We start from the raw sequence: 26,086 nt of genomic DNA, 5'->3' as shown, positions 1-26,086 counted from the left end.
GGATCGTCAGCCCTGAGTGCTGGCTACGAGGGTCGCAATCGCGTCCGCGGGAGTCGTGCTTCCTTCGAGAACCGATGCGACGGCGACGTCGAATGCCTGCGCGAGCGCGGGGGTGACGAGCTGGTTGCGGCTTTCGCTGGAGGCGGCAGCCTCTGCCCACAGGTTCTGGATCGCGGGGATCTGCACCTCGGGGTCGACGAGGCCGAGGTCATCCCACTGCGGTTCGACGCCCTTGAGCCCGGGGATCAGGTCGATCGCGTTCGCGATGATCTGTCCACCCTGCTCAGACGCGGTCAACCACAGTGCGAAGGTGGTGGCCGGGGCGACTGCATCGGATCGCGAGTTCACCGCGAGTCCGTAGTCCAACTCGCCGAAGATCGTGCCGGGGTTGCCGCCGACCTCGGGGAACGGGATCGGCACCTGAACGAACGGCGTCGGGCTGCTCACCCCGGCCGCTTCCATCGAAGCGATCGCACTCTGCTCGCGGGAGTACTGGGCGTACCAAGTGCCCATCTGGACCATGGCGGCCTGACCCGAGAGGAAGGCATTGTTCGCGTCCGGGTACTGGGCGAGTCCGGTGACGTCGTCGCGGATGATGCCGTCCTCCTTCATCTGCGCGAGGACCTCCAGACCCTCTTCGAATGCGGGGTCATCCCACGACGCTTCGCCCTCGAGGGCGGAGTACCAGAGGCCGGGCTCGATGGTGCTCACGATGGAGCGCCAGGTCTCCATGGCAAAGCTGCGACCGGGGATCACCCCCATCGCAAGGCAATCCTTGCCGGCTGCGGCGAAGACGTCGCACGCGGCCACCCACTCGTCGTAGTTCGTCGGGACCTTGGCTCCGAGTTCGTCGAACATGGTCTGGTTGATCCAGATCATGCCCGCCGCGACGCCACCCATCGGCAGGCCGGCGACGGAGCCGTCTTCGCGAGTCAGGCCATCGGGCGGAAAGTTGAAGCTGTCTTCCCAGTCGTCGCCGAGCTGCTCCTCGAGCGCGGGACGCAGGTCGAGGCCGAAGTCCCCGAACGTACCGAAGTCCGCGACATCGCCGCCAAGCGCGATGTCGAACACATCGGGACCCGAGTTCGACTGGAGGCCGGCGCGTAGCGCTGCCTTGTAGTCGCCGTTCTCGAAGTTGCGGTACGTGACCTCGATGTCGGGGTACTCCTCATTGAACGCGGCGATGTACGCATCCGCAACGCTCGTGTCAGGAGTCCATCCCCACCATGTGATCGATCCTTCGTCAGCAGAACCCGTCTGAGCTCCACCGGAGGACCCACATGCGGTCAGTGTCAGTGCGGCTGCGCCGACGATCGCAGTGATCGCTGCCAGTCGCTTCATCGAGCCGTTGCTCGAACGCTGAAACAACATTGTCTCTCTCTTTCTCACCTCTGAGATGTGCCGTCGGTTGACGTTGTTTCGGAAAGCTAGCACAGAAATCAAAACTTAGATACAGTACGTAACTAAGTCGTTGTGGACACGAACACGAGGAGGTGGCACCGATGGCGGTGCGCGACAACAGCGGTGCAGTGCTGGACTTGATTCGGTCCGCCGGCATCATCAGCCGTGTCGAACTGGCCGAGCAGTCCGGCCTGACTGAGGCATCCATCTCCCGAATCGTCAAACTTCTGATCGCGGACGGCGTGGTCGCCGAGACCGGTCGAGGCACCTCGACCGGAGGCAAGCGGCCCACTCTCCTGCAGCTCAATCGCGCTTCCCGCCACGCGGTGGGGATCTACATCAGCAACTACCGCACCCGGTATGTGCTGACCGATCTCGCCGGTCGCGTCGTTGCCCAGTGCGAGTCACCCGGCGGAATCGTGAACCACGTGCGCAGCGAGGCGATCGCCGAAGCGCAGGAGACCATTACCGCGCTGCTGTCGGCCGCCCGCGTGGATCGAGACACCCTCCTCGGCATCGGGATCGCTGTCCCTGGCCGTCAGGAGGTCAACAAGTACTTGACGGGCACCCAGCCCGAGGACTGGGTTGAATGGGACTGGGTGTCGATTCAGCAGGAGTTCGCCGCGTCGACGGGCATGTGGGTTGCGATCGAGAACGACTCGACATGCGGAGCCATTGGCGAGTTCTGGATCAGCCGCGCCCCCGCATCCAAGGATCTCGCGGTCGTGACCGTCGCAGCGGGAATCGGGTTCGGGCTCGTCACAGACGGCGATGTCTACCGTGGTGCCACGTCGAATGTGGGTGAACTCGGCCACGTCGTGGTCGACGCGAACGGCCCGGAATGTCCGTGCGGAAGCCGTGGATGCCTCGAACTGTACGCGTCACCGGCGAATATCGTGCGGCGGGCGATGAGCGATGACATCCTGGCGGCACACCTCGACCTGAGTGGCGAACGAGACGCCATGTGGTCCAACTTCGAGCGGATCGCCATCGCTGCTGCGGGTGACGACGAGGGTGCACGGGCCCTCGTCGTCGAAGCGGCGCAGATGCTCGCTGTAGCGCTGGTTTCGATCACGAACATCCTCGACCTGGAGAGAGTCGTCCTGACCGGACCCGCGCTGGATCACATCGGCGGTCTGGTCGCCGACACCGTGCGAGTGGCGCTCGCCGAGCGGGCCTTCGCCAGGAACGTGCACTTGATCGACGTTCGTGTCTCAGAGTCTGGTCGCGACGCGGCCGCAGTGGGCGCCGCATCGCTTGTGATCCATCAGCGACTGGGTGCCACTCGCCGAGATCGTGCGGGATCTCAGGCACCTATCGACATCGCATCAGCCGGCTGAACCGGCCAAATACACCCTGGAGAATCATGACCTTCGAAGACGCCACGATTACCCCTGCCGCCGACTTCGCGCCGGGCGGTATGCGGTGGTTGAGGCCGGCGGGTGCGACGGGTCTGACGGTGACTGCGCTCGGACTCGGCGGTGCCCCCCTTTCGAGCATGCCCGAGGTGCTCGGCTACGAGGTTCCGAGGGACCGCGCAGTGGATCTCGTCGAGGCGGTGCTTCGGAGCCCGATCGCTGTGATCGACACGTCCAATGGCTACAACGACGGCGAGAGCGAACGACGGATTGGCGCGGCCCTTCGCCGCTCGGATGGCGGAACGTCCACGCTGATCGTGACGAAGGTGGATGCACGCGGACGCGATTATTCGGGCACCCGGGTTCGAGAGTCCGTCGACGAGAGCGCCGAGCGACTCGGCATGGACTTCCTTCCTCTCGTGCATCTCCACGACCCTGAGTTCTTCGAGTTCGAAGAGATCACAGCGCCCGGCGGCGCCGTCGATACACTCGTCGCACTCAAAGCGGAGGGGCGCATCGGATCCATCGGGGTCGCGGGCGGACACGCGCCTACCATGCAGCGCTACGTCGATCTCGGGGTCTTCGACGCGCTTCTCGTTCACAATCGCCTCACCCTCGTGGATCGAAGTGCTGAGACTGTTGCCGCGGATGCAAAGCGCCGGGGGATGGCGGTCTTCAACGCCGCCGTGTTCGGTGGTGGCATTCTCGCCGCGCCGCGCGCCGGACGCGACACCTACGCGTATCGACCCGCGTCGCCTGTCCTCCTTGCCTCCATCTCCGCGATGGCGGATCTCTGCGACGAGTACGGCATCGAGCTTGGCGCCGCCGCGATCCAGGCTTCGCTGCGGGAACCGCTCGTCGACTGCACGCTCGTCGGCATGAGCCGTCCCGAGCGCGTCGAGTGGACGCTGGATGCTGTGTCGCGTCCGATTCCGGATGACTTCTGGAACCGCGTCGAGGCGCTTCGGCCCGCGCCCAAGCACTGGGTCGACGCGCAGAACTAGACGCCTACGTGCGTTGAACCACCACCTATCACAAAAGGAGTACGACCCATGCCCCACGCCCGTGTAGATCTGCACAGCACCTATCGCGATCGCCTGCCCCAACTGAGCGAGGCGCTGCTCGCCGGAATGGTCAAGGGCTTCGACATGCCCGCGACCGATCTGTTCCACATCTTCCGACTGCACGAGAAGGGCGAACTCGTCTTCGGCACCGCCTACCCGGAGCCCAACCGCGAAGACATCATCTTCATCGAGATCCTCGCGAGCATCGGCTACGCGTCAACCGCGAAAAAGCACGAAGCCCTCGTCGCGATCGCCGATGAGATCGAGAAGATCGGCATCCCACGCGACAACCTTCTCCTCCACGTCATCGAAGTTCCCGCAGGCGACTGGTACTCGCCGGGCTTCGCCGGCGTGGCTTGACCGACCATCCAAACGAAAGCACACCGATGTCCCTTCCCGTCGCATCCGTCCAGCTCTACACCCTGGCAGCTGATTTCACCGCCGATCCTCATGCGTCGCTGCAACGTCTTGCCGAGATCGGGCTTGCGAACGTCGAGGCTTTTGACTTCGTCCGGCGTCCCGAACTCATCCGTGATGCGCTGGGAGCCGCAGGACTCTCGTCGCCGACAGGGCACGCCCCGCTGCTCTCAGACGAACTGTGGACGCCGGATGGATCCATCCCGACGCCGGCACCCGAAGTGGTCTTCGAGGCGGCGGCGACCATCGGAATGCAGGTGGTCATCGACCCGTACGTCCCGGTGGAGCGGTGGGTGACGGCTGACGGCGTGGCAGACATCGCGGATCGCCTGAACCGCGCGGCCGATGTCGCTGCAACCTTCGGACTCCAGGTCGGGTATCACAACCACTCGCAGGAGTTCGTCGCATCGTTCGACGGCGAGACCGCGTACGACCGATTCATCGCGCTGACCGACGAGCGAGTGAAGATCGAACTCGACCTCTTCTGGGCGCTCGCGGGAGGGCAGGACGTCCCGGCGCTGGTCTCGAAGCTCGGCGAGCGACTGATCGCCGTGCACGTGAAGGACGGCGTCGTTCCATCGAGCAACCCGTTCGCACCGGAGGCGCCCGCATTCTCATCGGACTCGCTGGATCAGCGTCACGCCGGTGACGGGGACGTCCCGCTCGTCGCGGCGCTCGCGGCCGGCTCCGAGTCGATCCGCTATGCGGTCATCGAGTACGACAACGCACCGGGCGACGTCTTCGAGGACATCGCCGCAAGTCTCGCGTTCCTCCGCGAAGGCGGGTACGCCCGATGAGCGCCGTCGGCGTCGGCATCGTCGGGAGCGGTGTGATCAGCGACACCTACCTGGCGAACCTCGGAAGCTTCCCGGATGTCGAGGTCAAGGTAGTCGGCGATCTCAATCCCGAGCGGGCACGCGCGCAAGCAGAGAAGCATGGAGTGCCCCGGTCGGGTACCGCGGCCGATGTCATGGCATCGGATGACGTCCAGGTCGTCGTCAATCTCACGATTCCCGCCGCCCACGTCGAGGTGTCGACGCAGGCGATCGAGGCGGGGAAGCACGTCTGGACGGAGAAGCCGATCGGCCTCGAGCTGGACGGCGTCGACGAGCTCCTCGCGCGCGCGGCAGAGCGAGGTCTGCGGATCGGGTCGGCTCCCGACACTGTGCTCGGGCCCGGCTTGCAAACGGCGAAGCGTGCCATTCAGTCGGGTCGTATCGGCGAACCACTTTTCGCCCAGACCACATTCCAGACGCAGGGGCCTGATGTGTGGCATCCGGGCCCGCAGTTCCTCTTCTCGCGCGGTGCGGGCCCCCTCTTCGATATGGGGCCCTACTACTTCAGCGCCCTCGTGAGCCTGCTTGGTCCCATCGCCCGCGTCGGCGCGGCCGGAATGAGAGCACGGACCGAGCGGGAGATCCGTACGGGACCGAACGCGGGGTCGTTCTTCCCTGTCGAGGTCCCGACGACGCTCCAGGCGATCACGATCTTCGAGTCGGGTCGCCAGGCGCAGAGCACGTTCAGCTTCGATTCCGCGCTCGAGCGTCACGGAGTAATCGAGGTGCACGGCACCGAGGGGTCCATCATCGTCCCAGACCCCAACCGCTTCTCGGGTCGCACTGCTGTCGTCAAGCCGCTGCTCACCTTCCGCGACGGAGAAGCTTTCGATCAGCCCTGGATCGAGATTCCGGAAGAGGGCGTGGTGGTTGGACGTGGGCTCGGTCTGCTCGAGATGGTGCGAGCAATCGCCGAAGAGCGCCCACACCTCGCATCCGGCGAGCTGGGCCGTCACGTACTTGAGACCATGATCGCCGCTGATGAGTCTGCGCAGTCGGGCAGCTTTATCGACGTCGAAAGCACAGTCGCGCCGATTCCAGCCGTGCCGGTTGACTTCGACCCGTTTGCGCGCACGTTGCCGTGAGGGCCTTGCAATGACATCAAAGGAGCTCCATCCCGCGGGCGAGGTCGGCCGCCGCGTTCGACTGGCGGATGTGGCTCTTCGCGCGGGAGTGGCTGCGTCAACAGCTTCCGCTGCCCTGAACGACCGACCATCGGTCCTGGAGACGACCAAACTTCGAGTGCTCGCTGCGGCCGAAGAGTTGGGCTACCGAGGACCGGATCCACGGGCACTCGCTCTCCGCACCGGCTCGTCGAGCACAGTGTGCATCCTTCCGGACACCCGTCTGATGGCACGGACACCAGACAGAGTCTTCGTGGTGCTGCAGCAGATCACCGCGACCATCGGGCAGGTTGGTGGGTTCGTTCTCTGGCTCCCCCACGCGACAGAAGAGAACCTCCGTCGCGTGGGAGCGGATGCCGCGCTTTCCGTCGGGCCTGTCACGCAACCCGCACGCCGTGAGATGCGCCGACGCGGCATCCCTTTGGCGATCGTTTACCCAGACTTCGACGCAGCCGCTGTCACGCGCGCCGTCAGGGCCATCCTCCCCGACCAACTCGCAGTGCGAACTGGGTGAGGGCACTGACTGACCAGTGGCGGCGCGTGTTCGCCTCCGACGCACGCGAGTCGTTTGAGTACTGCTTCGAGACGACGAGTGCCTAGTTGGAAATGATGCGCGCCATCGCGCAGCCGGAGCAGATCGCCGCGCTCATCGCCTTCCTCACAACGGACGACGTAGCCATGATCACGAGGAGCGACTACCTCATCGACGGCGGATTCTCCACCGTGTGACGGCTCATCGCGACCGTCGCCAGCCGCCTGCGACCAAGGTCCTGACCGGGTACATCTAGGCCGTCCGCTGACAGCGACTAGCCGCCCGCAGGAGCGGCGAACCGCGTGCAGGCCGACGGAGCGAGCCCTGCAGTGTGAGTACCGCGCAAGGAGGACTACCTCATCGCCGGCACGGGCTCGACGGGTGCCAATGTCGCTGTGTCGAGCACGAAGCGGAAGCGCACGTCGCCCTTCACCAGGCGATCGAAGGCGACGTCGATCTGGTCGGCGTCGATCAGCTCGATCTCGGCTCCGATGCCGTGCACGCCGCAGAAGTCCAGGAGCTCCTGCGTCTCGGCGATGCTGCCGATGCGGGAGCCCGCGACGGCTCGGCGGTTGACGATGACGGAGAACGCGTCGAGCGTGAGCGGTCGGCTCGGGACGCCGATGCTCACATAGACGCCGTCGAGCAGAAGCAGGCCGAGGTAGGCATCGAGGTCGACGTTCGCTGGCACCGTCGAGATGATCAGATCCAGAGTCTGCGCGAGGTCGCGGAACACCTGTGGATCGGAGACGGTGAAGAAGTCCTGCGCGCCGAGCGCGCGCGCGTCGGACTCCTTGTTGGCGGCGAGGTCGAACACGGTGACCTCGGCTCCCATCGCGCTCGCGAGGCGGACCGCGAGATGGCCGAGTCCGCCGAGGCCGACGATGCCCACCCGCTTGCCGTGACCTGCCCCCCATCGCTTGAGGGGAGCGAACACGGTGACGCCGGCGCACAGCAGCGGCGCGGCGTTCTCGAGGGGGATGCCATCGGGCAGGGCGAGCACGAAGTCCTCGTTCACCACGATGGCCTCGCTGTACCCGCCGTAGGTCGGAGTACCGTCGCGATCGGTCGAACCGTAGGTCTTGGTGTTGCCGGGGATGCATTGCTCCTCGTGCCCGAGAAGGCAGTTGCGGCACTCGCGGCACGAGTCGACGAGACATCCGACTCCGACGCGCGCACCCACCTCGAACCTCGTCACCGCCGAGCCCACGGCGGTGACGATGCCGGCGATCTCGTGACCGGGCACGAGTGGGAAGGGGTTGTGGCCCCATTCGCTGCGGGCATGCGAGACATCCGAATGACACACGCCGGTGTAGTGGATCGAGATCGCGACATCGTGGGCCCCGGGGTCGCGTCGCTCGATGCGCGTGGGCGTGAACGGCTCGTTCGGCCCTGCGGTCACCCGTGCATGCACCGTCGTCGTCATCGGATCCGCACCCCTTCGGCGGTCACGCAGGCACTCGCCGTCGAATGCTCGTTCATGCAGCCTCTTCCTGTCCGTGCTCGGCGCACCTGTCCGCCGAGTCGCGGCGCGTCGTCGCACCGCTACTGCAGGCTACCCGCAGGTCGCCGACTTGTCGACAAAGCCTTGACCTCGGTAGGCGACCTCAGTAGCCTCCTGTGTACCCGCAGAGCCCGACGACCCTCGCCGAGAGTGGGAGACGATCCTGACCGCGATGACGCGCAGCGAGGAAGCGAACGTGATGGACGAGGCGGCCCGAGCCCGAGGATCGCATCGCGGACCGGCGCCGGAAGCGGCAGGGTGAGGTGAGCGCGACGGAGCCGATCGATCGCGCGCCAGACGACGACGAAGGGTGACGAGATGTCGCACATTGCAGTGGTGGGACTCGGTCTCATGGGAGGGTCGGCCGCGATCCGCCTGAGCGAGGCCGCCGATGTGGAGGTCCGGGGCTTCGACCTCGATCCCGCGGCCCGCGCGAGGGTCGCCGCCGAGGGCGTGACTGCCACGTCGACGCTCGAGGACGCGGTCCGCGGTGCGTCGGTCGTCTTCACGAGCCTGCCCAACTCCGACATCGTGCGCCGCGTCTGGCTGGGCACGGACGGCATCATCGCCTTCGCGGATCCCGGCGCGGTACTGGTGGAGTTGAGCACGATCGACCCCGACACGATGCGCGCACTGGGAGCGGCCGCGAGCGAGCGAGGAATCGGGGTCGTCGATTCCCCCGTCAGCGGCGGACCGGGCGAGGCGCGCGCGGGCACGCTGACCCTGCTCGTGGGTGGCGACGACGAGGTGGTGGAGAGCATCGCCGACACCCTGGCGCTCGTCGGCACGACGCGCAGGACCGGCGACCTCGGCTCGGGCAAGATCACGAAGATCGTCAACAACATGATGGGCATGGGCAACGTGCTCGTCGCCGCGGAGGCATTCGCGCTCGGCGTCACGGCGGGCGTCGATCCGCATGTGCTCTACGGCATCCTCTCTCAGAGCGGGGGGACGTCCAGCCACTTCACGAAGCGGTTCCCCAAGGCGCTGGCCGGCGATTTCGAACCCGGCTTTTCGATCGAGCTCGGCGAGAAGGATCTGGCGCTCGCGCAGCAGCTCGCGCGGTCGCGGCAGATGCCGGTTCCGACGGCATCGCTGGCGCGGGACCTCTACGCGATGGCCCGTGTAGAAGGTCAGGCGGGCAAGGACATCGTCGCGATCCTGCGGATGTACGAGCAGTGGGGGCAGAACGGATCCGAGCTGGACTGAGCGCGGTCCGTCGCCCGCGCACGCCCCTCCCGAGCGGCGACGGGCGCGTGCGTGCGGGGCCGTCCACGGGTTTCGCCAACATGTCGACAAAGTATTGACGAACGCGCGACGCCCTCACTAGCATCGGGATCGACCCCGGAGACGGCCAATCGAGTCCTCCGCTGATCGACACCGCCACGCGGTCCCGACAGCACCGGGAGCGCAAGAGGAGACAAAGATGTCAGACGACACGTCGGTCTTCGCGCTGCACTACGCATCGCGGCCCGAAGCCACTGCGGGCGAGGCGTACTACCGCCACGATCTGTACCACGAACCCGACTCGACGATCGGCATGGACTACTTCTTCTGGCTCATCAGAGCCGGCGGGGAGTCGGTGGTCGTCGACTGCGGATTCGCCGAGCACCTCGGCCCGATCCGCAACCGCTGGATCGAAACGCCGCCGACCACGCTCCTTCAGCGGATGGGTGTGGAGCCCGAGGAGGTGCAGCACGTCATCCTCAGTCACATGCACTTCGACCACGTCGGCAACATCCACCTCTTCCCGAATGCGACCTTCTACATGGGGCGCGCCGAATTCGAGTACTGGACGGGGCCGTTCCGCGACAACACCGCGTTCTCGTGGACCGTCGAGGACCGTGAGGTCCGGCAGGTGGAGGCTCTGAAGGAGGAGGGCCGGCTCGTGCTCGTCGACGACAGCGCCGAGATCGGCACGACGGGTGTGCGGGTGACGTGCTTCCCGGGCCACACACCGGGATCACTCGTGACCGAGATCGACCACCCCGACGGAACTGTCGTCCTCGCCTCCGACACGATGCACTACTACGACGAGGGACTGCTCAACCGCCCGTTCGTCGCGTTCACCGACATGGAGAAGATGCTGCACTCCTACGACGGGCTGCGTGAGCTCGACGCGCGCCCCGGCTATGACCTGGTGCCCGGTCACGATCCGGCCGTGCTCCGCAGATACGAGGAAGTCGCGAAGGACTGCTTCGACCTGACGAAGAAGAAGGAGAACGCATGAACGTGGCCCGCATGGTGATCGGAGCGGATCTCGTCGACTCCGACGTGCATTTCGACGCGGTCAACCCCTTCACCGGCGAGACGTGGGCGACCGTCGCCCAGGCGACGACGGCCGACGTGGACGCTGCCGTGGCCGCGGCGCGGGAGTGCTTCGTGTCGACGTGGCGCAAGACGCCGGGCGTCGAGCGCGCACGCCTCATGAATGCGCTGGCCGACGCGGTGGAGAAGGATGCCGCGCGCCTCGCCGACCTGGAGACCACCGACAACGGCAAGATCATCCGCGAGACGACGACCCAGATGCACTTCACGGCCCGCAACCTGCGCTTCTTCGCGGGCTGCGCCGACAAGATCTACGGCCGGACGATCCCCCTCGACAAGCCGGGCATGTTCGACTACACGGTCCGCGAGCCCTACGGCGTCGCGGCTCTCATCACGCCCTGGAACTCGCCGATCGCGGCACTCGCCAACAAGCTTCCCGCTGCACTCGCGGCGGGCAACACGGTGGTCGTCAAGCCGTCCGAGCACGGGTCGTACACGACGTGCGACTTCGCCAAGCTCGCACTCGACGTGGGCTTCCCGCCGGGGGTCATCAACGTGGTGAACGGCGACGGCGCGGTCGGCGACTACCTCACGCGTCATCCCGGCATCGACATCATCAGCTTCACGGGCGGCTCGGGCACGGGTTCGCGCATCGCCGCCAACGCCGCGATCCGCACGATCCCGGTCACGCTCGAGCTTGGCGGCAAGTCGCCCAACATCATCTTCGACGACGCGAATCTCGACAAGGCGATCCCCGGGGCGGTGGCGGGCATCTTCGCGGCCGCGGGCCAGACGTGCGTGGCCGGTTCGCGTCTGCTCGTGCAGCAGGGCGTCTACGACCAGGTCCTCACCGCGCTCGGAGAGCTCGCCGGCAGGATCAAGGTCGGCGATCCGAAGAACCCGGCGACCGAGATGGGTCCGATCGCCAACCGGCCGCAGTACGACCGCATCCTCGCGCTCATGGAGGTCGGCCGCGAGCAGGGCGCGACGGTCGTGGCAGGCGGCGGGCCCGCGAGCGGCGGGGAGCTCAATCGGGGCCTGTTCATCGAGCCCACGGTGTTCGGCCACGTGACCGAGGACATGCGCATCGCTCAGGAGGAGATCTTCGGGCCGGTGCTGTCGATCCTCCCCTTCACGGATGAGGCCGACGCGATCAGGATCGCCAACGCGACCGAGTTCGGCCTGGTCGCGGGTGTGTGGACGCAGAACATCTCGCGCGCCCACCGCCTCATCGACTCGCTCGATGCCGGCGTCGTCTGGGTGAATACCTACCGCAGCAACGCAGCGCAGGCCCCGTTCGGCGGTGTCAAGCGCAGCGGCTACGGACGTGAACGCGGTGAGGACGCGATCGAGGAGTACACGTACGTCAAGAACGTGATGCTCGATTACTCCGACCTCGAGCGCGATCCGTTCCAAGTCAAGATCTGAACGCCTCAGCGCGTTCTATACCCATCCAGTGAGAAGAGGTCTCCTATGAGTGGTCAAGGTGTCGTGGTTCATGAGGATTCGCCCGAGAACGGCACGGCGATCCTCGCCGAATTCGCTGCGGGGCTGACGTTCGACGACATTCCCGACCGCACCGTCCGCTTCGCGAAGCTCCTGATGCTCGACAACGTCGGGGTGGCTCTGTTCGGCTCCACACTGCCGTGGTCGCGGCTGGTGCAGGACATGGTCGAGGCCGAGGGCGCGCGAGGCGTGTCGACGGTGTTCGGCTCGGCGGAGCGCACCTCGCCCGCCCTCGCCGCCCTCGCGAATGCGATGGCTGGGCACGCCTTCGAGCTCGACGAGACGCATCGCGATGCCGGCTTCCATCCGGGTTCGATGATCTGGCCGACGGCGCTCGCCGTCGCCGAGTCCAGGGACGCCGTCTCGGGCAAGGATCTCGTGACCGCGGCCGTCGCGGGCTACGAAGTCGGTTGCCGAGTCGGCATGGCGGGATTCCCTGCCCTCTTCTTCCGCGGCTTCCACCCGCAGGGAGTCGTCGGGCCGTTCGCGGCGGCGGCCACGGCCGGCCGGATCATCGGACTCGATGCGCGCGGCATGCTCGATGCGATCGGCGTGGCCGGCACGCAGGCGGCAGGCCTCATGGCGGCGCAGGAGGGGGCGATGGTCAAACGCCTCCACTCCGGACGCGCGGCGCAGTCCGGCGTCTACGGCGCCCTCCTTGCGGAGCGCGGGTTCACCGGCATCCAGAACGTCGTCGAAGCCGGATTCGGAGGATTCCTGTCGGCGATCAGCGGTGCCCCCACACCTGACGATCTGCTCCGCGGGCTCGGTGAGACGTGGGAGACCGAGAACAACTACTACAAGCCGTATGCGACGGTCGCGAGCATCCAGACCTCGCTCGACGGGCTGAGGTCGATCATGCGGGACGAGAGGCTGACGGAGGCCGACATCGCGCACGTGGACGTGGGGCTCGGCGAGCTCACGATGGTCCACTGCGCGTGGGAGTATGCCGCCCAGGGTGTGACCGCCGCGCAGATGAACCTGTTCTACGGCCTCGCGGCCGTCGCACTCGAAGGCGACGCGTTCATCGATCAGTATCGCGAGGAGCTGCTGAACGATCCTCGGATCATCGAGTTCATCGGAAGGATCAGCGCACGCACCGACGACGAGATCGTGCGTCGCGGCCGCGCTGCCCGGCATGCGGCCGTCGTCGAGGTGACGACGCGCGACGGCGCCCGTCATCGTCGCGAGATCTGGCACCGCCGCGGCACCGCCGAGAACCCGCCCGCCGAGGGCGACATCGAGGCGAAGTACGACATCCTCGCCGGGCGCGCCATCGGCGACGAGGCTGCAGCCGAGGTGAAGGCGGCGATCGCCGACATCGAGAAGCTCGACGACCTTTCCGCGATGTTGGATCCGATCCGAGCTGCGCGGGTTCAGGCCTAGCCGGTCGACACGCGCCGAGAGAGGACTGCTCGATGCTCTACTCAAACGTCCTGGCCGCCGAGAAACGTCGCATCTTGCGCGAGCGACTCGCCTCCGGTGATCTCCTGCGATTCCCAGGGGCGCCGAGCCCCCTTGGAGCACGCCTCATCGAGAGCAAGGGGTTCGACGGCGTGTACATCTCGGGCGCTGTGATATCGGCTGATCTTGGGCTTCCCGACATCGGGCTGACCACTCTCACCGAGGTCGCTGCACGAGGGCAGCAGATCACGAGGATGACCGACCTGCCTACGATCATCGACGCCGACACGGGTTTCGGCGAGCCCATGAACGTCGCCCGGACGGTCCAGACGTTCGAGGACGCGGGGCTGTCGGGCATGCACATCGAGGATCAGGTCAACCCCAAGCGGTGCGGCCACCTCGACGGCAAGTCTGTCGTCGATGCCGATACGGCTGTCAAGCGCGTCCGCGCCGCGGTGGACGGGCGGCGCGACCCGAACTTCCTCATCATGGCGCGGACCGACATCCGCGCCGTGGACGGACTCGACGCGGCGATCGATCGCGCGAAGGCCCTCGTCGATGCCGGCGCAGACGCGCTCTTCCCCGAGGCGATGCGGTCACTCGAGGAGTTCGCGGCGATGCGCGCCGCGGTCGATGTGCCGATGCTCGCGAACGTGACCGAGTTCGGCAAGTCGGAGCTCTTCTCCGTCGACCAGCTCCGCGATGTCGGCGTGAACATCGTCGTGTGGCCCGTGTCGCTCCTGCGCATCGGGATGGGCGCGGCATCCCGTGCCCTCGACACGCTCGTCGAGGACGGGCACCTGACGTCGAAACTGGACGAGATGCAGCACCGCGCCGACCTCTACGACCTCATCGACTACCAGGGCTACAGTCGCTTCGACCAGAACGTGTTCGACTTTCACGTGCGGCGCGAACATTCCGAGGCCTCGTGAGCCGCCTGATCTCCGCTGCTCAACTCGCTGACCTGATGGCTGCGCGAAACCCCGTGCGGCTGTTGGACGTCCGCTGGAGCCTCGCGGAGACGAATGGCCGCTCCGCTTATCTGTCCGGGCACATCCCGGGAGCGGTGTGGGTCGACCTCGAGAACGAACTGTCTCGCCCCGGCGAGCCGGACGAAGGCCGGCATCCCCTTCCTTCACAGGAGGACTTGCAGGCTTCGGCCAGACGCTGGGGACTCCGGGGCGACGAAGCCGTAGTCGCCTACGACGCGGGCACCGGCCTCGGGGCGGCGCGCGCTTGGTGGCTGCTCAGCCGCGCGGGCGTGGACGTCCGAGTGCTCGACGGAGGGCTGGCGGCCTGGAGGCGCGCCGGGGGTCGACTGGAGTCTGGCGAGGTGGTGATCGCGCCCGGAACGGTGGAACTCGAGAGCGAGGATGCCGGAGTGCTCACGATGGATCAGGCGGCCGCTCTGCCCAGCATCGGCGTTCTCATCGACGCACGTGCTTCCGAGCGCTATCGGGGCGAGGTCGAGCCGATCGACCCGATCGCCGGTCACATCCCTGGGGCGATCAGCGTGCCGAGCACCACCCTCCTCGACGAAGAAGGCAGGGTGAAGGATCACGCCGCTCTGCGTACCCTGTTCGCGGAGGTAGGGATAATCGGCGACCAACCCGTCGGGGTGTACTGCGGGTCCGGTCTGACGGCCGCGCAAGTAGTCCTCGTGCTGTCGGAGCTGCGGATCGATGCATCCCTCTTCCCCGGCTCGTGGAGCGCGTGGTCGAACTCCCCCGGGCGCGCGGTCGAAAGGAGTCCGTCCCAGGAGGCGGGATAGCGGCGCCGGCTACTCCACCGAGTCGTCGGTGGATGTCTCGGCGTCCGGCTCGCTCGTCGTCAGCGCGGCGACGACTGCGAGCTCGGACTCGGCGATGTGCGCCGACATCGCCTCGACGGCGGCGGCGGCGTCTCCGGCCTCGAAAGCCGCGAACACCCGTTCGAGCTCACCGAGCGATCGGCCGGGGCGACCCTCGATCGATTCGACGCTGATGTGGCGATAGCGGTCGAGCCGGGGCTGGATGACGTTCATCACGGCGATCGTCACGGGGTTGCCGGCGATCTCGAAGATCAGGTCGTGAAACCGTGTACCCGAGCGAACGAGGGTGCTCGTGTCGTCGATACCCGAATCCGTCCGGAACTGGTCCAAGGCGTCGCGGAGGAGCTCGAGATCGTCGTCTGTGAGCCGGGTCACGGCCTCCTCGACGGCGACGCGAGCGAGGGCTGATCGAACGATGTAGAGATTGTGCACCTCCTCGACACTCGTCGGACTCACGCGAAGTCGACCGTTGGGGAGGCGGACGAGCAGCCCGTCAGTGTGCAGCTGCTGCATCGTCTCACGCAGGATCGATCGGCTCACGCCGAGTCCGGACGCGAGTCCCTCCTCCGTCACGGTCTCGCCAGGCGCAAGCTGAAGATCCACGACCGCCGACCGAAGTGATCGGTAGGCGAGGTCTTTCAAAGACACACGTTCACCGGCCAGTCGCACGCCCGCCATGTCGCCTCCCGACGTCGATGACGCCACAACCCGAGGAGCGTCCGGGCTCCTTTGCCGATTCGTTCGGTAGTGGTCGCATCGTATCGCGGTCAGTTTAGTCGTTTTGTCGGCAAAGTCGCGATAGGCGTTTCGCCAACATGTCGACAAAATCTTGACGCGCACCGTCGTCGGTGCATAGCATCACCCCAGGCTCCGGATCGACGCGTCGTCGCACGGCCCGGAGCCAGGAGGAGAGACGATGACGTTGGACACTTTCGGGGCGAGGGGTGAGCTGTCGGTGGACGGTCGTACGTACCGCATCCACCGGATCGACGCCGTCGACGGCGCATCGACGCTTCCCTATTCGCTCAAGGTCCTGCTCGAGAACGCGCTGCGCACGGAGGATGGGATCAACGTCACCGCCGATCACATCCGCTCGCTCGGGCAGTGGCGCCACGACGCGGAGCCTGACACGGAGGTGCTCTTCACCCCGGCACGCGTCCTGACGCAGGACCTGTCGGGGATCCCCGCCGTCATGGACCTCGTGCTCATGAGAGATGTCATGCGCGAGTGGGGCGGCGACCCCAGCCTCATCAATCCCCTGACGCCGGTCGAACTCGTGATCGACCACTCGGCCGTGGTCGAGGCGTTCGGCACGCGAGGCGCCCTCGCACGCAATATCGACGTCGAGTACGAGCAGAACTCGGAGCGGTATCTCTTCCTCCGTTGGGCGCAGACGGCATTCGCCGACCTCAAGGTCGTCCCCCCCGGCACCGGGATCGTGCACCAGGTGAACCTCGAGTACCTCGCGCGCACGGTCATGGTGACCGAGCGCGACGGGATCATCGAGGCGTTCCCCGACACGTGCGTCGGGACCGACTCGCACACGCCCATGGTGAACGGGATGGGGGTGCTCGGCTGGGGCATCGGGGGCATCGAGGCGGAAGCCGCGATGCTCGGGCAGCCCATCAGCATGCTCATTCCACGAGTCGTGGGGTTCAAGCTGCGCGGAGCGATCCCCGACGGCACGACCGCCACCGACGTCGTGCTCACCATCACCCAGACGTTGCGCGAGCACGGGGTCGTGGGCAAGTTCGTGGAGTTCTACGGTGAGGGCGTCGGGGCGGTCCCACTGGCGAACCGGGCCACGATCGGCAACATGAGCCCCGAGTTCGGCTCGACCGTGGCCATCTTCCCCATCGACGAGATCACGCTGGACTATCTGCGACTGACGGGACGCCCACCCGAGCAGGTCGCCCTCGTCGAGGCGTACGCGAGGGAGCAGGGTCTGTGGCACGATCCGTCGTTCGAGGCGCGCTACTCCGAATACGTCGAGCTCGACCTCTCGACGATCGTGCCGTCGATCGCCGGCCCGAAGCGCCCTCAGGATCGGATCCCGCTGTCGGAGGCCAAGGATCGCTGGCGCTCGGACGTCAGGAACTACGTCGTCGAGGGTCACGACGTCGAGGAGACCTCGCTCGATCGCGACCTGAGCGAAACGTTGCCGGCATCCGATCCCCTTCCCCCCGACGAAGAGCCCGAGGCTCGCCGGGCGCCCGACCGGCGTGAGGTGCCGTCGGTACCCGACCGACCGAGCAGACCGGTCTCGGTGACGTTGGACGACGGAGCGCGGGTCGAACTCGACCACGGGTCGGTCGTCATCTCCGCAATCACCTCCTGCACCAACACGTCCAACCCGTCGGTCATGCTCGGTGCCGCGCTCCTGGCGAAGAATGCCGTCGAGCGAGGGCTCTCCACCAAGCCCTGGGTCAAGACGTCGATGGCGCCGGGCTCTCAGGTGGTCTCGAACTACTACGACAAGGCGGGCATGTGGCCATACCTCGAGAAGCTCGGCTACTACCTGGTGGGCTACGGCTGCACGACGTGCAGCGGCAATTCGGGTCCCCTGCCCGCGCCCGTCTCGGCGGCGATCGCCGAGGAGGACCTCGCCGTGGCGGCGGTGCTGTCGGGCAACCGCAACTTCGAGGGTCGGATCAACCCCGACGTGAAGATGAACTACATCGCATCGCCGCCCCTCGTCATCGCATACGGGATTGCGGGCCGGATGGACTTCGACTTCGAGAGCGATCCGCTCGGGGTGGGGGATGACGGCGAGGCGGTCTACCTGCGTGACATCTGGCCGAGCCCCGCAGAGATCGACGCCGTGATCGCCAGCTCGGTCAGCCAGGACCTCTTCGAGGAGGACTATGCCGACGTCTTCGTCGGAGACGACCGGTGGCGTTCTCTCCCGACGCCCAGCGGCGACACGTTCGCGTGGGACCCCCGGTCCACGTACGTCCGCCAGCCTCCCTACTTCGCCGGCATGCGACCGGAACCCGAGCCGGTGCAGGACATCCGCGCGGCGCGCGTGCTCGCGATGCTCGGCGACTCGGTCACGACCGACCACATCTCGCCGGCAGGGTCGATCAAGGTCGACAGCCCAGCGGGCAGATACCTGATCGAGAGGGGTGTGGAGCGCCGCGATTTCAATTCGTACGGCGCCCGACGCGGCAACCATGAGGTCATGATCCGCGGCACGTTCGCGAACATCCGCTTGCGCAATCAACTCTTGGACGGCATAGAGGGCGGCTTCACGAGGAACTTCCTAACGGGGGAGCAGGAGACGATCTACGACGCGGCGGTCGCCTACGGTCGGGCGGGGGTTCCGCTCGTCGTGCTGGGGGGAGCCGAGTACGGCACAGGGTCGTCCCGTGACTGGGCGGCGAAGGGCACCCGCCTGCTCGGGGTGAAGGCCGTCATCGCCGAGAGCTTCGAGCGCATCCATCGATCGAACCTCATCGGCATGGGCGTGCTGCCCCTCCAGTACCCTCCCGGTGTCACCGCGGCCACGCTCGGTCTCGATGGGACCGAGACGTTCTCGATCTCGGGCATCTCGGAATTCGACAGCGGGCGGACGCCGCGCACCGTCCGGGTCAGCGCCGCCCGCGAGGACGCGACGACGGTGGATTTCGACGCCGTCGTGCGCGTCGACACCCCGGGCGAAGCCGCCTACTTCCGCAACGGCGGAATCCTCCCTTACGTCCTGCGCACTCTTATCAAGGGCGCGCAGTCGGACTTCTCACCCGAAGTCGCCAACATGTCGACAAAGTCTTGACGAGGTCATCCCGCCGTCATTAGCATTCGAACAATCCAAGAAACATGCTCTCCCGAACACCAGCGATGCCTTCCGATTCAAAGGGGAATCACCATGAAAAGAACGCGAGCGATCGTCGCCGTGGCCTGCTGTGCCGTCGTCCTCTCCGCCTGCTCCGCGCGTGGGGGTGACACCCCGGTGGATCCCTCGGGCGAGGCGTGCTCCCCGGGGATCACCGACACCGAGATCAACCTGGGAGGAAGCCTCCCCCTGAGTGGGCCCGCGGCGATCTACGGCTCGCTCGCCCACGCCGCCGAGGCCGTCTTCGAGAAGGCGAACGCCGACGGCGGAGTGGAGAGCGCGGACGGCAAGACCCGCACCATCAACTACACCTACCTCGACGACGGCTACGAGCCCGCTCGGACGGCGCGGAACGTGCGCACCCTGGTCGAGCGCGACAACATCTTCTCGACCTACGGCGTCTTCGGAACATCCAACGCGCTCGCGGCGCGCGAGTACCTGCAGTCGGTCAACATCCCGCTGCTGCAGGTCGACACCGGCTCCGACCAGTTCCAGGAGATCAACAGCCCCGACCTGTTCGGCGCGATCATGCAGTACGGCTTCCAGGCCGGGGTCGCGGCCCAGTACATCCTCAAGGAGAAGCCCGACGCCAAGATCGGCATCCTGTACCAGAACAACGGCTACGGCGAGGACATGCTCCGCAACTACACCGCCGCGTTCGAGGGGACGGGCGCCGAGATCGTCAGTGCACAGGCCTACGACCTGAGCGCCGGCAACGTCGACTCGCAGATCATCGCGCTCAAGGACTCGGGCGCGGATGTCTTCCTCAACTACGGTGCGGGCACATTCGTCCCCGCCGCGATCAAGAAGGCGTACGAGATCGGCTGGACGCCCCTGCAGGTCGTCTCGACCGAGGGCGGACAGATCGAGACCGGGCTGAAGCCCGCCGGCGTCGAGGCAGCGACGGGCGTGCTGAGCGTCGCCGTGCTGAAGGACGTGGCTGACCCGCAGTGGGGCGATGACAACCCCAAGGTCGTCTACAGCGATCTCGCCGAGTACGCACCCGACGAGGACTGGGAGAACGACGCGCTCCTCTACCGCGGGGTGCTCCAGGCGGAGATCATGCTCGACGCCCTGCGCGGGATGGAGGGATGCACCGTCGAAGACCTCGAGACCAGCATCCACAACCTCGATCTCGAATCGGCCGTCCTGCGTCCGGGACTCGCGATCAGCACCAGCGAGGATTACGCATTCGCTCCCACCGAGGCTCAGATCGTGCAGTTCGACGGTGAGAGTTGGGTCACGGCGGACGACACCATCTTCAACGCCCGAGAGGTCGTCGTCGGAGAATGAGTGCCATGACCGAGCGACAGGTCTCCGTTCGTGTGAGCGACGTCGTGGTGCGCTTCGGCGGCATCGTTGCGCTCCGCGGTGTGACGCTCGACATCGAAGCGGGCAAGGTCACCGGCCTCATCGGTCCGAACGGGGCCGGTAAGTCCACGCTGCTGAACTGCATGAACGGCATCTACGTGCCGAACGAAGGCACGATCGAGTTCGACGGTGAGGACCTCGCCAAGACGGCGACGCACCGCATCGCCACGATGGGCGTTGCGCGAACGTTCCAGCACGCGGGCCTCGTCGAGTCGCTGACCGTCTTCGAGAATGTGCAGCTGGGCGCGTACGCGGGCATCCGTCCGGCGATCATCCCTCGAAAGAGCGACTTCGCCGGGCGGGTGAGCAACCGCATCGCCCGCCGGGATCGAGCACGATCGCTGCTCGCCGAATTCGGGCTGTCGGCCCACGCCGACCGGCGTCCGTCGCAATTGCCCCAGGGGTCGCTGAGAACCGTCGAAGTCGCGCGGGCGCTCATGTCGGAACCCACGCTGCTCCTGCTCGACGAACCGGCCGCGGGGTTGACGGAGGCCGAGTCGGTGAGCCTCTCGGATGCCCTGCGAGGGGTGCACGGCGAGTACGGCGTGACGATGGTCGTCGTCGAGCACAACATGAAGGTCATCGAGCGGCTGTGTGACTACGTCCACGTCCTGAATCTCGGTGAAACCCTCTTCTCCGGCACCCCTGCGGAAGTCGCCAAGAGCGACGCCGTGGCGGAGGCCTACCTGGGGGTGGCATGAGCGCCGCGCTCGAGACCTACGACCTGTGCGCACGATACCGGAGGGCGCAGGTGCTCCACGGCATCGACTTCACCGTCCAGGACGGCGAAATCATGGCCATGTTCGGCGCGAACGGGGCCGGCAAGTCGACGTTCCTGCGGGCTGTCGTCCGCGCCGTGTCGGCGACCGGTCAGGTGCGTTCGTACGGAACGGACCTCAGCCGACTGAGCACGGAGGCGATCGCCCGCACGGGCGTGGCCCACGTGATCGAAGGGCGCGGCACGTTCGGCGAGCTCTCGGTCGAAGACAACCTGCTCGCCGCACAGGCGCCGCGGGGTCGCAAGGCCGACCGCAGGCTCTTTGCGCAGTGGTACGAGCGCTTCCCGATCCTCAAGGAGCGGCGCCAGCAGCGAGCGGGGCTCCTCAGCGGCGGAGAGCAGCAGATGCTCGCGCTCGCGAGGGCGATGGTGGCTGAGCCGAAGCTCGTCCTCATGGACGAGCCCTCGCTCGGAATCAGTCCGAAGGTGACGAAGCAGATCTACGACACCGTGGCGGAACTCAACAAGGAGTCTGGAGTGTCGTTCCTCATCGTCGAACAGAGCGTGGACGCCGTCGCGCGGATCGCGCATTCGGCAGCCGTGCTCGAGACCGGGCGCATCGTCGCCTCCGGACCGATCGCCGACATCGTGAGCGATCCGAAGCTGCGCGAGTCGTACATCGGCAGCGGGGAGGACCGCGCATGATCGGCCAGCTTCTGCTCGACGGTCTGGCCTCCGGGGCCATCTACGGGGGCTTCGCGCTGTCGCTGGTGCTCATGTACCGCGTGTCGAAGGTCATGAACTTCGCGCATGCCGAGATCGCCCTCTTCGGTGCCTACATCTGCTGGGCGCTCATGCCGGTCATCGGCATCGGGGCGGCGCTCGTGATCGCGCTCGTGATCGGCGGGGTCATGTCGGCCACGATGGAGCGCTTCATCATCCGCCCGCTCGAGCGCCGTTCGCACTTCCACTCGCTGATCGGGATGGTCGCCGTCCTCATCGGGCTCAACGGCGTGACGGCCTGGATCTGGAGCTTCCAGACCAAGACGATGCCGCCCCTCTTCGGCGGCGGCACGATCCAGATCGGAGGAGCGTTCCTCAGCTACCAGACGCTCGGCTCGATCCTCGTCGTGGCCGTCGCGTGCATCGCGGTATACGTGCTGCTCCGGCACACCCGCCTGGGTCTCATGATCCGCGCGACGTCATCCAATCCCGTCTCCGCTCGCGCGGTGGGCGTCAAGACCGGCACGATGCTCTCGGTGACATGGTTCATCGCCGGAGTGATCGGCACGACCATCGCGGTGCTCGTCGCGAGCCGTGGCTACCTCGATCCGCTCATGATGACCCCCATCCTCATCTACGGGTTCGCCGGCGCCGTTCTCGGCGGGCTCGACAGCCCCGTCGGGGCGATCGTCGGCGGGGTCAGCATCGGCGTGCTCGAGAACCTCGTCGGCACGTACGTCGAGTTCGTGGGTCCCGACTTCAAGCTCATGGTCGCCCTGGTCGTAATCCTCGTCGTGCTCGTCTTCCGACCACGCGGAATCTGGGGATCGCCGGAGGTGAGCCGGGTATGAAGCTCTCGCCTCGCTCGTCGCGCGTCTCGATCTACGTCGCCGTCGCGGTCTTCGCGGTCGTCATGGTCGTCCTTCCTCTCTACCTGCCGCAGTATCAGGTGCTGCTGATCAGCCTCGTGATGATCTACGCCACGATCGGCTACGGACTCAATCTGCTGACGGGCTTCGCTGGTCGAGTGTCGCTCGGCCACACGTTCTTCTTCGCCGTGGGCGCCTACGCCTCCACCATCTTCGAGGCCGACCTCGGGTGGTCGGAGCCCCTCGCGGGCGCCGCGGCGATCGCGCTCAGCGCGCTGCTCGGGTGGCTGATGGGACGACCGATCCTGCGTTTCCGCGGTCTGCAGCTGGCGTTGGCGACGCTGGCACTGGCGGTGCTCACACCGCTGCTGATCCGACGCTTCAGTGATCTGACGGGCGGCGAGGACGGCCGGCCGACGCCTCCGCTCACCTTCCTGGACGGCACGGGACTCGCGACGGATCAGCGCGGGTACTACCTCGCGCTCATCGTGATCGCCATCGCCATCGTGATCTACCTGTGGTCGTGTCGGCCGCTCGTGAGGATGGCGCTCCTCGTGACCGCCGAGCAGCCTGTGGTGGCGCAGACGCTCGGCGTCAACACGACGTCGCTCTCGACTCAGGTCTTCACTGTCAGCGCAGGCATGGCCGGCGCGGCCGGCTTCGTCTTCGTGAAGGTGCTCGGCTACGTGGGCGCGGAGTCCTTCGGCTTCATGGTGGCCGTCTCGTTCCTCGCGATGATCGTCATCGGCGGCTCCAGGTCCGTCGTCGGCCCCTGGCTCGGAGCGGCGTTCATCGTGATCGTCCCGAGCGTGGCGTCCGATGTCAGCACGGCGGCGCCCTCCGCTCTCTACGGCCTCTTCCTGCTCCTGGCCGTGTTCCTTCTCCCCGTGGGAATCGGCGGCGCCGCCGAACTCGGGATCCGCCGACTGTTCCGAGGAGCCGATGGGCAGGTCGACGCCGCGGAGGCGGACCGCCGAAGCTCCGTCAGCCTCCACTGATCCCGAGGATGCCTCCCATGAACGACCTGATGCTGTCCGACGCCCCTGCGGATGCGACTCCCAGCAGTGCGCAGACCCTGTACGAGGTCGAGCGGCGCGTGCTCTGGCTCGCCACCTCGATCGTCCATCACGCCAACAAGGTGCGGCCGAACGTTTCGGGGGTCAAGGTCGGCGGTCACCAGGCCTCGAGCGCGTCCATCGCCACGATCATGACGTCTCTGTGGTTCGACCAGCTGACCGCGGCGGACCGGGTGTCGGTTAAGCCGCACGCGTCCCCGATCCTGCACGCGATCAACTACCTGCTCGGCGATCTCGACGAGAAGTACCTCACGACGCTCCGCCAGTTCGGAGGGCTGCAGTCCTATCCCAGTCGTCGGAAGGATCCCGACGGCGCCGACTACTCGACGGGGTCCGTGGGCATCGGGGCGACCGCACCGATCTGGGGCGCCCTGTCGAGACGGTTCACCGAGACCATCACCGGCGAACCGAACCGCGGGCGTCAGTATTCGCTCCTCGGCGACGCGGAGCTGGACGAGGGGGCGATCTGGGAGGCGGTGCTCGACTCCGCCGTGCAGGATCTCGGAGAGATCGTCTGGATCGTCGACCTCAATCGCCAGTCACTCGACCGCGTCGTGCCGAACATCGCGGCAGGCAAGCTCGAGCGGCTCTTCGACGCCGCCGGGTGGCAGGTGCTCACCGTGCGCTTCGGGCAGCGGCTGGAAGAGCTGCTCGCCCGCGACGGAGGAGACGCGCTGCGCCGGCGGATCATCGACATGTCCAACCCCGAGTTCCAGCGACTCCTGCGATGCGACGCGGCAGAGCTCCGCGGGCGCATTCCGGGTGACGGGGTGGATGCCGCATCCATCGCCGCGCTTTGCGCGGGCGTCGACGACGCGACCCTCCTCGCGGCGATCCGCAATCTCGGTGGGCACGACATCGAAGCCCTCCGCGCGGCCTACGCGCAGATCGACGACACGCGCCCGACGGTGATCATCGCGTACACGATCAAGGGTCACGGCCTGCCCATCGAGGGGCACCCGCAGAATCACTCGTCGCTGCTGAACATCGACCAGTACGCCGCTCTCGCCGAGCGTCTGGGTGAGTCGCCGACCGCGCCGTGGAGACGGTTCGATCCGTCGACGCCGGCGGGCGAGCTGTGTGAACGCACGGCACAGCGACTTCGCCGGGCCCCCGTCGTCGCGGCAGCCCCGCCAGACGTGCCGCTCGATCTCGGGCGCACGCCCAGCGCGGTCGGCACGACCCAGGCGACGCTGGGGCGAACCCTCGTCGACCTCACGAGGGTCGCACCCGACGTGGCGCGCCGCGTCGTGACCGTGAGCCCCGACGTGAGCTCCAGCACGAATCTCGCAGGCTGGATCAACAAGGTCGGGGTGTGGTCCGTCGAGGAGCGCAGGGACTGGTTCGACGACGACCGCGAGACGATCATGCACTGGCGGGAGCGCCCCTCCGGGCAGCACATCGAACTGGGCATCGCCGAGGGCAACCTCGTCGGCCTCATCAGCGAACTGGGCTCGACGTGGAGCCGCTGGGGCCAGCCGCTGTTCCCCATCGGCACCATCTACGATCCGTTCGTCGAGCGCGCTCTCGAGCCCTGGTCGTTCGGGATGTACGCGGGAGGGCAGTCGATCCTCGTCGGAACGCCGTCCGGCGTGACTCTCGCTCCCGAGGGCGGGGCGCACCAGTCGATCAAGACCCCGTCGATCGGTCTGGAGCAGCCCGAGTGCGTCAGCTACGAGCCCGCCTTCGTGATCGACACAGAGTGGACGCTGCTCGCAGCGATGAGCCAGATGGGTCGGGCGGGCGGCAGGTCGGCCTACCTCCGGCTGTCCACACGCCCGATCGATCAGCGCCTCGCCTCGGTGCCGGAGGACCACGCCGCCCGCGAGCGGCGACGGCGTCAGGTCGTCGGCGGCGCCTATCGGTGGCGCACCGCCGACGCCCCTCGGGTCGCCCTGGTCGGCATGGGGGCGATCATGCCCGAGGTCATCACCGCCGCGGATCGACTCGAGGAGGCGGGCATCGGCGTCGACGTGATCTGCGTCACGAGCCCCGGTCTGCTCTTCGAAGCCGTCCAGGCCCGCAACGGGCAGGCCGACTCCCCGAGCTGGATCCTGGAGCAGGTGCTCCCCGCCGATCGCGCCGCGCCGATGGTCACGGTGCTCGACGGGCATCCGCACACCCTCGCGTTCCTGTCCACCGTGAATCGTGTGAAGAGCCGCAGCCTCGGCGTGAGCAGCTTCGGGATGTCAGGCGACCTCGGCGATGTGTATACCCATCACGGCATCGATGCCGACTCGGTGATGCGCGCAGCGCTCGACCTGCTCTGAGCC

23 protein-coding genes are annotated in these 26,086 nt (G+C 66.9%); 20 read left to right on the top strand and 3 right to left on the bottom strand.

All coding sequences use genetic code 11. The annotated features are described in order from the left end of the window. Positions 1-6: 6 nt before the first annotated feature. The gene (locus MA876_RS02025; RefSeq protein WP_248145599.1) at positions 7-1,341 is read right to left on the bottom strand and encodes an ABC transporter substrate-binding protein; all 1,335 of its coding nucleotides are present in this window, start codon (positions 1,339-1,341) and stop codon (positions 7-9) included. Positions 1,342-1,502: 161 nt separating this feature from the next. Between MA876_RS02025 and MA876_RS02020 the strand changes: the two genes are divergently transcribed. The 7 genes from MA876_RS02020 (at position 1,503) to MA876_RS18885 (ending at position 6,929) form a co-directional block, all read left to right on the top strand. Beyond that, positions 1,503-2,741, top strand: coding sequence for an ROK family transcriptional regulator (locus MA876_RS02020; RefSeq protein ID WP_248145597.1), 1,239 nt, complete (start codon positions 1,503-1,505; stop codon positions 2,739-2,741). Positions 2,742-2,767: 26 nt separating this feature from the next. Beyond that, a complete protein-coding gene (locus MA876_RS02015; protein ID WP_248145595.1) occupies positions 2,768-3,763 on the top strand; it encodes an aldo/keto reductase in 996 nt (331 codons plus the stop codon). Positions 3,764-3,811: 48 nt separating this feature from the next. Further along, positions 3,812-4,183, top strand: a complete 372-nt coding sequence (locus MA876_RS02010) for a tautomerase family protein (RefSeq protein ID WP_248145593.1) — start codon at positions 3,812-3,814, stop codon at positions 4,181-4,183. 26 nt (positions 4,184-4,209) lie between these two features. Next, positions 4,210-5,037, top strand: coding sequence for a sugar phosphate isomerase/epimerase family protein (locus MA876_RS02005; protein ID WP_248145591.1), 828 nt, complete (start codon positions 4,210-4,212; stop codon positions 5,035-5,037). Continuing rightward, positions 5,034-6,161 (top strand): Gfo/Idh/MocA family protein, encoded by a 1,128-nt coding sequence (locus MA876_RS02000; RefSeq protein ID WP_248145589.1) that lies wholly within the window; start codon positions 5,034-5,036, stop codon positions 6,159-6,161. The genes MA876_RS02005 and MA876_RS02000 overlap by 4 nt, the downstream gene beginning before the upstream one ends. Next, the gene (locus tag MA876_RS19375) at positions 6,058-6,714 is read left to right on the top strand and encodes a LacI family DNA-binding transcriptional regulator (protein ID WP_372491472.1); all 657 of its coding nucleotides are present in this window, start codon (positions 6,058-6,060) and stop codon (positions 6,712-6,714) included. The genes MA876_RS02000 and MA876_RS19375 overlap by 104 nt, the downstream gene beginning before the upstream one ends. Before the next feature lie 92 nt (positions 6,715-6,806). Continuing rightward, positions 6,807-6,929, top strand: a complete 123-nt coding sequence (locus MA876_RS18885; protein WP_275561616.1) for a hypothetical protein — start codon at positions 6,807-6,809, stop codon at positions 6,927-6,929. Positions 6,930-7,084: 155 nt separating this feature from the next. On the opposite strand, the gene MA876_RS01995 is transcribed toward MA876_RS18885, so the two are convergent. Continuing rightward, positions 7,085-8,158, bottom strand: a complete 1,074-nt coding sequence (locus MA876_RS01995; RefSeq protein ID WP_248145587.1) for an NAD(P)-dependent alcohol dehydrogenase — start codon at positions 8,156-8,158, stop codon at positions 7,085-7,087. A 396-nt stretch (positions 8,159-8,554) separates the two neighbouring features. Between MA876_RS01995 and MA876_RS01990 the strand changes: the two genes are divergently transcribed. From MA876_RS01990 to MA876_RS01965, 6 genes are all read left to right on the top strand, one after another. Beyond that, positions 8,555-9,445 carry an NAD(P)-dependent oxidoreductase gene (locus tag MA876_RS01990; protein ID WP_248145585.1) on the top strand — a complete coding sequence of 297 codons (891 nt, stop codon included), beginning with the start codon at positions 8,555-8,557 and terminating at the stop codon, positions 9,443-9,445. Positions 9,446-9,662: 217 nt separating this feature from the next. After that, positions 9,663-10,466: an N-acyl homoserine lactonase family protein gene (locus MA876_RS01985; RefSeq protein ID WP_248145583.1), complete on the top strand. Its 804-nt coding sequence runs from the start codon at positions 9,663-9,665 to the stop codon at positions 10,464-10,466. Further along, a complete protein-coding gene (locus MA876_RS01980) occupies positions 10,463-11,932 on the top strand; it encodes an aldehyde dehydrogenase (protein ID WP_248145581.1) in 1,470 nt (489 codons plus the stop codon). The genes MA876_RS01985 and MA876_RS01980 overlap by 4 nt, the downstream gene beginning before the upstream one ends. Positions 11,933-11,977: 45 nt before the next feature. Then, positions 11,978-13,396, top strand: a complete 1,419-nt coding sequence (locus tag MA876_RS01975; protein WP_248145579.1) for an MmgE/PrpD family protein — start codon at positions 11,978-11,980, stop codon at positions 13,394-13,396. Between the two features lie 32 nt (positions 13,397-13,428). After that, entirely contained in the window at positions 13,429-14,346 is a 918-nt protein-coding gene (gene prpB / locus MA876_RS01970; protein ID WP_248145572.1) for a methylisocitrate lyase, read from the top strand. Beyond that, complete coding sequence (locus tag MA876_RS01965; RefSeq protein ID WP_248145570.1) at positions 14,343-15,185, top strand: sulfurtransferase; 843 nt, start codon at positions 14,343-14,345, stop codon at positions 15,183-15,185. The genes prpB and MA876_RS01965 overlap by 4 nt, the downstream gene beginning before the upstream one ends. Positions 15,186-15,194: 9 nt before the next feature. Here the strand turns inward: MA876_RS01965 and MA876_RS01960 are convergent, their stop codons facing one another. Then, positions 15,195-15,902 (bottom strand): GntR family transcriptional regulator, encoded by a 708-nt coding sequence (locus tag MA876_RS01960; protein ID WP_275561612.1) that lies wholly within the window; start codon positions 15,900-15,902, stop codon positions 15,195-15,197. 238 nt (positions 15,903-16,140) lie between these two features. On the opposite strand from MA876_RS01960, the gene MA876_RS01955 reads away from it, so the two are divergent. The 7 genes from MA876_RS01955 (at position 16,141) to MA876_RS01925 (ending at position 26,083) form a co-directional block, all read left to right on the top strand. Continuing rightward, a complete protein-coding gene (locus tag MA876_RS01955) occupies positions 16,141-18,996 on the top strand; it encodes an aconitate hydratase (protein WP_248145566.1) in 2,856 nt (951 codons plus the stop codon). A 93-nt stretch (positions 18,997-19,089) separates the two neighbouring features. Further along, entirely contained in the window at positions 19,090-20,349 is a 1,260-nt protein-coding gene (locus MA876_RS01950) for an ABC transporter substrate-binding protein (RefSeq protein WP_248145565.1), read from the top strand. A 5-nt stretch (positions 20,350-20,354) separates the two neighbouring features. After that, the gene (locus MA876_RS01945) at positions 20,355-21,128 is read left to right on the top strand and encodes an ABC transporter ATP-binding protein (RefSeq protein ID WP_248145563.1); all 774 of its coding nucleotides are present in this window, start codon (positions 20,355-20,357) and stop codon (positions 21,126-21,128) included. Continuing rightward, the gene (locus tag MA876_RS01940; RefSeq protein ID WP_248145561.1) at positions 21,125-21,850 is read left to right on the top strand and encodes an ABC transporter ATP-binding protein; all 726 of its coding nucleotides are present in this window, start codon (positions 21,125-21,127) and stop codon (positions 21,848-21,850) included. The genes MA876_RS01945 and MA876_RS01940 overlap by 4 nt, the downstream gene beginning before the upstream one ends. Further along, complete coding sequence (locus tag MA876_RS01935; protein ID WP_248145559.1) at positions 21,847-22,719, top strand: branched-chain amino acid ABC transporter permease; 873 nt, start codon at positions 21,847-21,849, stop codon at positions 22,717-22,719. Before MA876_RS01940 ends, MA876_RS01935 begins: the two co-directional genes overlap by 4 nt. Next, positions 22,716-23,735 (top strand): branched-chain amino acid ABC transporter permease, encoded by a 1,020-nt coding sequence (locus tag MA876_RS01930; RefSeq protein WP_248145557.1) that lies wholly within the window; start codon positions 22,716-22,718, stop codon positions 23,733-23,735. The genes MA876_RS01935 and MA876_RS01930 overlap by 4 nt, the downstream gene beginning before the upstream one ends. Before the next feature lie 17 nt (positions 23,736-23,752). Continuing rightward, a complete protein-coding gene (locus MA876_RS01925; protein ID WP_372491471.1) occupies positions 23,753-26,083 on the top strand; it encodes a thiamine pyrophosphate-binding protein in 2,331 nt (776 codons plus the stop codon). Positions 26,084-26,086 lie beyond the last annotated feature (3 nt).

This window comes from Microbacterium aoyamense (genome assembly GCF_023155855.1).
In the GTDB taxonomy this organism is placed as follows: Bacteria; Actinomycetota; Actinomycetes; order Actinomycetales; family Microbacteriaceae; genus Microbacterium; species Microbacterium aoyamense.
The sequence above is the reverse complement of the archived record's forward strand: the minus strand, read 5'-3'. Positions and strand labels throughout refer to the sequence as shown.

Excerpts from the sequence above, each read along its gene's own strand:
- MA876_RS02025 (WP_248145599.1), bottom strand. The coding sequence starts at position 1,341 with ATGAAGCGACTGGCAGCGATCACTGCGATCGTCGGCGCAGCCGCACTG.
- MA876_RS02020 (WP_248145597.1), top strand. The coding sequence starts at position 1,503 with ATGGCGGTGCGCGACAACAGCGGTGCAGTGCTGGACTTGATTCGGTCC.
- MA876_RS02015 (WP_248145595.1), top strand. The coding sequence starts at position 2,768 with ATGACCTTCGAAGACGCCACGATTACCCCTGCCGCCGACTTCGCGCCG.
- MA876_RS02010 (WP_248145593.1), top strand. The coding sequence starts at position 3,812 with ATGCCCCACGCCCGTGTAGATCTGCACAGCACCTATCGCGATCGCCTG.
- MA876_RS02005 (WP_248145591.1), top strand. The coding sequence starts at position 4,210 with ATGTCCCTTCCCGTCGCATCCGTCCAGCTCTACACCCTGGCAGCTGAT.
- MA876_RS02000 (WP_248145589.1), top strand. The coding sequence starts at position 5,034 with ATGAGCGCCGTCGGCGTCGGCATCGTCGGGAGCGGTGTGATCAGCGAC.
- MA876_RS19375 (WP_372491472.1), top strand. The coding sequence starts at position 6,058 with ATGAGTCTGCGCAGTCGGGCAGCTTTATCGACGTCGAAAGCACAGTCG.
- MA876_RS18885 (WP_275561616.1), top strand. The coding sequence starts at position 6,807 with ATGATGCGCGCCATCGCGCAGCCGGAGCAGATCGCCGCGCTCATCGCC.
- MA876_RS01995 (WP_248145587.1), bottom strand. The coding sequence starts at position 8,158 with ATGACGACGACGGTGCATGCACGGGTGACCGCAGGGCCGAACGAGCCG.
- MA876_RS01990 (WP_248145585.1), top strand. The coding sequence starts at position 8,555 with ATGTCGCACATTGCAGTGGTGGGACTCGGTCTCATGGGAGGGTCGGCC.
- MA876_RS01985 (WP_248145583.1), top strand. The coding sequence starts at position 9,663 with ATGTCAGACGACACGTCGGTCTTCGCGCTGCACTACGCATCGCGGCCC.
- MA876_RS01980 (WP_248145581.1), top strand. The coding sequence starts at position 10,463 with ATGAACGTGGCCCGCATGGTGATCGGAGCGGATCTCGTCGACTCCGAC.
- MA876_RS01975 (WP_248145579.1), top strand. The coding sequence starts at position 11,978 with ATGAGTGGTCAAGGTGTCGTGGTTCATGAGGATTCGCCCGAGAACGGC.
- prpB (WP_248145572.1), top strand. The coding sequence starts at position 13,429 with ATGCTCTACTCAAACGTCCTGGCCGCCGAGAAACGTCGCATCTTGCGC.
- MA876_RS01960 (WP_275561612.1), bottom strand. The coding sequence starts at position 15,902 with ATGGCGGGCGTGCGACTGGCCGGTGAACGTGTGTCTTTGAAAGACCTC.
- MA876_RS01955 (WP_248145566.1), top strand. The coding sequence starts at position 16,141 with ATGACGTTGGACACTTTCGGGGCGAGGGGTGAGCTGTCGGTGGACGGT.
- MA876_RS01950 (WP_248145565.1), top strand. The coding sequence starts at position 19,090 with ATGAAAAGAACGCGAGCGATCGTCGCCGTGGCCTGCTGTGCCGTCGTC.
- MA876_RS01945 (WP_248145563.1), top strand. The coding sequence starts at position 20,355 with ATGACCGAGCGACAGGTCTCCGTTCGTGTGAGCGACGTCGTGGTGCGC.
- MA876_RS01940 (WP_248145561.1), top strand. The coding sequence starts at position 21,125 with ATGAGCGCCGCGCTCGAGACCTACGACCTGTGCGCACGATACCGGAGG.
- MA876_RS01935 (WP_248145559.1), top strand. The coding sequence starts at position 21,847 with ATGATCGGCCAGCTTCTGCTCGACGGTCTGGCCTCCGGGGCCATCTAC.
- MA876_RS01930 (WP_248145557.1), top strand. The coding sequence starts at position 22,716 with ATGAAGCTCTCGCCTCGCTCGTCGCGCGTCTCGATCTACGTCGCCGTC.
- MA876_RS01925 (WP_372491471.1), top strand. The coding sequence starts at position 23,753 with ATGAACGACCTGATGCTGTCCGACGCCCCTGCGGATGCGACTCCCAGC.